Origin of the sequence: Caballeronia choica, from assembly GCF_001544535.1 — a bacterium.
In the GTDB taxonomy this organism is placed as follows: Bacteria; Pseudomonadota; Gammaproteobacteria; order Burkholderiales; family Burkholderiaceae; genus Caballeronia; species Caballeronia choica.
The window spans coordinates 1-4,952 of sequence record NZ_FCON02000296.1; the positions used below are offsets into that span (position 1 = coordinate 1).

Genomic DNA, 4,952 nt, shown 5'->3' on the forward strand with positions numbered 1-4,952 from the left:
TAGCTTGTTCTCATCTGCTAACAACGCTTGCACCGCCCAGTCCGATGACATCAGATTTCTGCCGCGCACACTCCTAGGTCCGGCAGCTTAAGATGCCGGCTAGCTTGTCAGGCGGCGCCCGCCGGCGCCGCTTCGCTTTTCATAAGCGACCGCATGTATGAACTGTTACTCACCGCGTCCTAGACGGCGGGTGCTTTCGTCAAAATCATAGGATGACATATGACCCATGTACTTCACCACCTGCCGCTCAGAGGATGAAATGACCCAGTTTCCCCTTTACATACGCGTTCATCCCCAAGACAACGTTGCAATCGTCGTCAACGACGGCGGGCTTCCCGAAGGCGCCACGTTCGCCGACGGCCTTGTGCTGCGCGAGCGCGTGCCGCAGGGACACAAGGTCGCGCTGGCGGACCTCGCCGAGGGCGATGAAGTCATCCGCTACAACGTGGTGATCGGCTACGCGCTCAAGAATTTGCCGAAGGGCAGCTGGATCAACGAGCACGTGATCCGCATGCCGAGCCCGCCGGGCCTGGAGGGACTGCCGATCGCGACCATCAAGCCGCCCGAAATGCCGCCGCTCGAAGGCTTCACGTTCGAGGGTTATCGCAACGCCGACGGCACGGTTGGCTCGCGCAATATCCTCGCGATCACCACGACCGTGCAGTGTGTCGCCGATGTCGTGCAGCACGCGGTCACGCGTATCAAGGCCGAACTGTTGCCGCGCTATCCGAACGTCGACGACGTCGTGAGTCTTGGGCACACATACGGTTGTGGCGTTGCGATCGACGCGCCCGACGCGATGGTTCCGATCCGCACTGTCCGCAACATCAGCCTGAATCCGAACTTCGGCGGCGAAGTGATGATGGTGAGCCTCGGCTGCGAGAAGCTGCAGCCCGAGCGTCTGATGCCGCCGGGCACGATCCCAATTGTGACCACGGCCGTCGATGACGTGGCCGACATCGGCGACGTCGGCGCGGATGCGAACGGCGACGTCGTTGTGCTGCAGGATGAGGAACACGTCGGCTTCCAGTCGATGATCGCGTCGATCATGAAGATGGCAGAGCGGCATCTCGACCGGCTGAACAACCGGCGTCGCGAGACGTGTCCGGCGGCCGACCTTGTGATTGGCGTGCAGTGCGGCGGCAGCGACGCGTTCTCGGGGCTCACGGCGAATCCGGCGGTCGGTTTCGCCACCGATCTGCTGGTGCGCGCGGGCGCCACCGTGATGTTCTCCGAGGTAACAGAAGTGCGCGATGGCGTCGATCAGTTGACGAGCCGTGCGGCGAATCCGGAAGTGGCGGCGGCGATCATCCGCGAGATGCAGTGGTACGACGATTACCTGAAGCGCGGCAGCGCCGATCGCAGCGCGAACACGACGCCGGGGAACAAGAAGGGCGGACTGTCGAATATCGTCGAGAAGGCGATGGGGTCGATCATCAAGTCGGGTAACTCGGCGATTTCCGGCGTGCTTTCGCCGGGGGAGAAGGTCAAGCAGAAAGGGCTGATTTACGCGGCGACGCCGGCTAGCGATTTTATTTGCGGGACCTTGCAGGTGGCGGCGGGTATCAACCTGCATGTATTTACCACCGGTCGCGGCACGCCTTACAGCCTCGCCGAAGTGCCAGTGATCAAGGTCGCGACGCGCTCCGATCTCGCGCGCCGTTGGCACGATTTGATGGACATTAACGCCGGGACGATCGCGACCGGCGAGGCGTCGATTGAAGACGTCGGTTGGGAGTTGTTCAGGCTGATGCTCGAAGTCGCGAGCGGCCGGAGAAAGACCTGTGCGGAGAAGCTGAAGCTGCATAACGCGCTGGTTCTGTTTAATCCAGCGCCGGTGACCTAAGGTACTACAAGGGCGTCTCCATTTTGCGCAAGCACAAAAATGCGGATTTTGTTGTTGCCATGCTGCCTTGCCGGCGTCACGTGAGAAGGTGAGGGACCGTTGTACTATAGCCGGTCATGCTCGGCGGCTTGACCCTGATGAAAGAGGCGCGCGAGGGCCTCGTTCGCAGACCGGATTGGGTTCCCTATCGGCTTATCACGAGATGTCCCTCCAAATTCAAAAGAGCCACAAAGGTTTCATGCAAGCGTAGAGGGCGCACCGTAAGCTGTTCAGCTCATCGTAAGAGCCGCGGGCCCTCCATGTCGGACGTCGACAATCGCTCGGTTTTCCCGTGCAAACACGGTTTGCTTGGCTTTTTCCATCAGCCGGATCGCCTCCGACGCGAGATACATGTTGTTACGCAAGTTGTCGAATGAAACCAACGAGTAAAATTGGCGGGCGCAGACAGCGGGGTGTTGCCCGAACATTGCACCTGTCATTTCTTGATCATGTCCATCAATTCGATGCCACTCAGAATGACGCGCGCGCAGTTGAAATCCTTGAAACCGAGCATTGGTCGGGGCGGCGTTTGATGGCCCGATGGTCCTGGTCGGGTAGCCGTACCGCATTGCTGCGGTACGGCCCCCTAAGAACCGTACGTGCGCCTTTAGGCGCATACGGCTCAAGCCTCTACAAAGGCATCTGTCGACAGCCGGTGGCACAAATTCTTCTCAGGCGTATTGCGGAATTCTACGGCAATTGAGATGGGTGCACTTGAAGGTTGCTTGCTGCATCCGTCCCGCCGTCAGTTTGCTTCACAATAGGCGTACCATCCCAGCGGGTGTTCATTCGACTGGCGTCGCAACGCTAACAGTGCCGATGAGGCCGAGCCTTAGACAGGATTCGAGGCAGGCCGCCCTGCCAACACGGCGGCAACATTGTCCAGCGCCGTAAAGCCCATCTGGTCGCGGGTCTCGATTGTTGCGCTGGCCATATGTGGCGTCAGGAACACGTTGTCGAGCTCGGCGAAGCGCTTGTCGATATTGGGCTCGTTCCGGTACACGTCCAGACCCGCGCCGAACAGATGACCTAAAGTCAGGGCGTCATAAAGCGCATCTTCGTCCACCAGGCCGCCACGCGCCGCGTTGACAAAAATTGCGCCTGCGGGGAGGAGTCCAAACTCTCTTTTCCTCATGAGCGGGATACCCCCACCCGGCACGTGCAGCGTGAGCACCTGGCAGTCCGGCAGCATTTCGTCGAGAGTGGCATAAAAGGTCGCGCCATTTTCCAGCGACGGGGCCGCACGGTGCATGTCCGTGTAGATCACGCGCATGCCGAATCCCTGCGCACGCTTAGCGACTGCCCGTCCAATGCGCCCGAATCCGACGATGCCGAGCGTCTTACCATTTATGCGCGTACCCAGCATCTCGGTCATGCCGAACGATTTGCCCCATCCGTTGCGCATGATCCGTTCGTATTCCGACGCGCGACGGCACGCAGCCAGCAAGAGCAGCATGGAGAAATCGGCCGTACACTCGGTCAACGCATCGGGTGCGTTCGTGACGACGATTCCCCTTTCACGGGCCGCCGCTACATCCATGTGATCGAAGCCTGCGCTCGCGTTCGCAATGATCTTGACCGTCGAGGGCAGCGCGGCAATGTGCTCCGCCTGCAAACCGGACTTCTTTCCGATCAGAACGGCCGGCACGTCATGCTTGTTGCAGAAGTCGACGACAGACCAAGAATCCATATCGGACTCGGTCACGAAAGCGTGGAATTCAGCCTCGGCGCGGGTCGCCACCGCCGTGGGAACCTTTCGCGCAATCAACAGTTTGGTGCGGTTATTTTTCGACATGATTTTTCCTTTGATGGAGAGACGTCGAGAGACTACGAAACCGCAGACCGGGCCGTCAATGTTGATTAAATAAATCAACTCATCGGAAATGATTGCCCCCTTATTCGCCGCGACGCATCCTACGCATTGCGACCGGTTTCGTTCTACGCCCCTCGTCCTTCTCGCTACCCGCAACGCGGGTATCAGGAAAACCCTATGCGAGCCCCACCGGCAAGGCCTCTTGATGTTGATTCAATGAATCAAGATTGCTCAACGTCTGGCGCGAATGCGACTCTCGATTCCGTGTTCAATTGAGTTGTCGAGAGGAGATGAAATGCCTGCATCGAAGAAATTCGCAGCGGTCACGGGCGCCGGTTCCGGCATCGGCCGCGCCGCCGCCGTGGCGCTCGCCAACGCTGGGTTCACCGTCGCGCTGATCGGGCGCAGAGCCGAGCCTCTGCTGGAAACAAAGGAGGCAATCGGCATTGCTGGCGCAGAAGCGTATGTATTCCAGGCCGACGTTGCCGACGCGCCATCGGTCGAGCACGCGTTTTCGCAAATCGCCGAAACATTTGGCCGGCTCGACGTGCTCTTTAACAACGCAGGCCGCAACGCGGGGGCCGTCCCCCTGGAAGACTACGAGGTCGGCTTCTGGAACGATGTCATGGCCACCAATCTGACCGGCGTCTTCCTGTGCGCTCGGGCCGCTTATCGATTGATGAAAGCGCAGTCCCCTCAAGGCGGCCGAATCATCAACAACGGTTCGATCTCCGCCCACTCGCCGAGACCCCACACCATCGCCTATACGGCAACGAAACATGCCGTCACTGGCATCACCAAATCGATCGCGCTGGACGGACGCGCCTTCAACATCGCCTGCAGCCAGATTGATATCGGCAACGCGGCCACATCACTTACGGAACGCATGAACCGCGGCGTGCTGCAAGCGGATGGACGCATGGCGCCGGAAGCAAGGATGGATGTGACGCACGTGGCGAATGCGGTTGTACACATGGCTACTCTTCCGCTCGAAGTCAATGTTCTCAACATGACCATCATGGCGAGCGCCATGCCGTTCGTCGGCCGCGGATAAATCGCCCTTCTGCCACATTAAAAAGAATAACAGGCTAATGTTATGGAGACACCGATGAAAGTCGTAGAGGAACAAACATTGCCGCCGCTAAACCTGGCTTACGTGGATACTACGAAACGCTCCAGGGTCCGGTACGTCGTGCTCTCGATGTTGCTCATGGCAACCATCCTCAATTACGTGGACCGGTCGGCGCTGGGCAT

General features: G+C 59.4%; 3 protein-coding genes and 1 pseudogene. 2 read left to right on the plus strand and 2 right to left on the minus strand.

Features of this window, described 5'->3' with window-relative positions; all coding sequences use genetic code 11:
- Nucleotides 1-259: 259 nt before the first annotated feature.
- Nucleotides 260-1,846, plus strand: a complete 1,587-nt coding sequence (gene garD, locus AWB68_RS42635) for a galactarate dehydratase (RefSeq protein ID WP_087650132.1) — start codon at nt 260-262, stop codon at nt 1,844-1,846.
- A gap of 478 nt (nt 1,847-2,324) precedes the next feature.
- On the opposite strand, the pseudogene AWB68_RS51785 reads toward garD, so the two are convergent.
- Nucleotides 2,325-2,437: pseudogene (locus AWB68_RS51785) on the minus strand (DDE-type integrase/transposase/recombinase); the annotation flags it as partial.
- 280 nt (nt 2,438-2,717) lie between these two features.
- Nucleotides 2,718-3,680, minus strand: coding sequence for a 2-hydroxyacid dehydrogenase (locus AWB68_RS42650; RefSeq protein ID WP_087650134.1), 963 nt, complete (start codon nt 3,678-3,680; stop codon nt 2,718-2,720).
- Between the two features lie 313 nt (nt 3,681-3,993).
- On the opposite strand from AWB68_RS42650, the gene AWB68_RS42655 reads away from it, so the two are divergent.
- Nucleotides 3,994-4,752, plus strand: coding sequence for an SDR family oxidoreductase (locus tag AWB68_RS42655; RefSeq protein ID WP_087650135.1), 759 nt, complete (start codon nt 3,994-3,996; stop codon nt 4,750-4,752).
- The last annotated feature ends 200 nt before the right edge of the window (nt 4,753-4,952 follow it).

Coding starts and splice junctions, on each gene's coding strand:
- AWB68_RS42650 (WP_087650134.1), bottom strand. CDS start 3,680: ATGTCGAAAAATAACCGCACCAAACTGTTGATTGCGCGAAAGGTTCCC.
- garD (WP_087650132.1), top strand. CDS start 260: ATGACCCAGTTTCCCCTTTACATACGCGTTCATCCCCAAGACAACGTT.
- AWB68_RS42655 (WP_087650135.1), top strand. CDS start 3,994: ATGCCTGCATCGAAGAAATTCGCAGCGGTCACGGGCGCCGGTTCCGGC.